Origin of the sequence: Streptomyces sp. 13-12-16 (assembly GCF_002114215.1) — a bacterium.
Classification (GTDB): Bacteria; Actinomycetota; Actinomycetes; order Streptomycetales; family Streptomycetaceae; genus Streptomyces.
The window spans coordinates 1-832 of sequence record NZ_NCTE01000899.1 but is presented as its reverse complement, the minus strand read 5'-3'; the positions used below and the strand labels follow the sequence as shown (position 1 = coordinate 832).

Here is an 832-nt window from a genome sequence, read left to right as displayed (position 1 = left end):
CTCAAGCGCGAGCTGGAGGAGAAGGTCGGGGCGGGCGAGCGCCTGACCCGTGAGGACGGCATCGCGCTGTACGAGTCGGACGACCTGGCCTGGCTGGGCGGGCTGGCGCACGAGGTGCGTACGCGGCTGAACGGCGACGTCGTGCACTTCAACGTCAACCGTCACCTCAACATGACGAACGTGTGCACCGCCTCCTGTGCGTACTGCTCCTTCCAGCGCAAGCCGGGGGAGAAGGACGCGTACACGATGCGCATCGAGGAGGCGGTGAAGCTCGCCAGGGCGATGGAGGGGGAGAACCTCACCGAGCTGCACATCGTCAACGGGCTGCATCCCAATCTGCCGTGGCGCTACTACCCGCGTTCGCTCAGGGAGCTGAAGGCGGCGCTGCCGGGGGTCTCGCTGAAGGCGTTCACGGCCACCGAGATCCACCACTTCGAGACGATCTCCGGGCTGTCCGCCTCCGAGATCCTCGACGAGCTGATCGACGCGGGTCTGGAGTCGCTGACCGGCGGTGGTGCGGAGATCTTCGACTGGGAGGTGCGGCAGCACATCGTCGACCACCGGACCCACTGGGAGGACTGGTCGAGGATCCACCGGCTGGCGCACGAGAAGGGGCTCAGGACGCCGTGCACCATGCTGTACGGCCACATCGAGGAGCCCCGCCACCGGGTGGACCACGTGCTGCGGCTGCGTGAGCTCCAGGACGAGACCGGCGGTTTCCAGGTCTTCATCCCGCTGCGCTACCAGCACGACTTCGTGGACGTGAAGGACGGCAAGGTACGCAACCGGCTCCAGGCGCGGACGCAGATGGCGACCGGGGCGGAGGCGCTGA

The 832-nt window shown here is 67.5% G+C and carries 1 protein-coding gene; it reads left to right on the top strand.

All coding sequences use genetic code 11. The features are described from left to right. A partial coding sequence (locus tag B7767_RS31505) for a radical SAM protein (RefSeq protein WP_085575106.1) occupies positions 1–832 on the top strand: 832 nt, incomplete at both ends.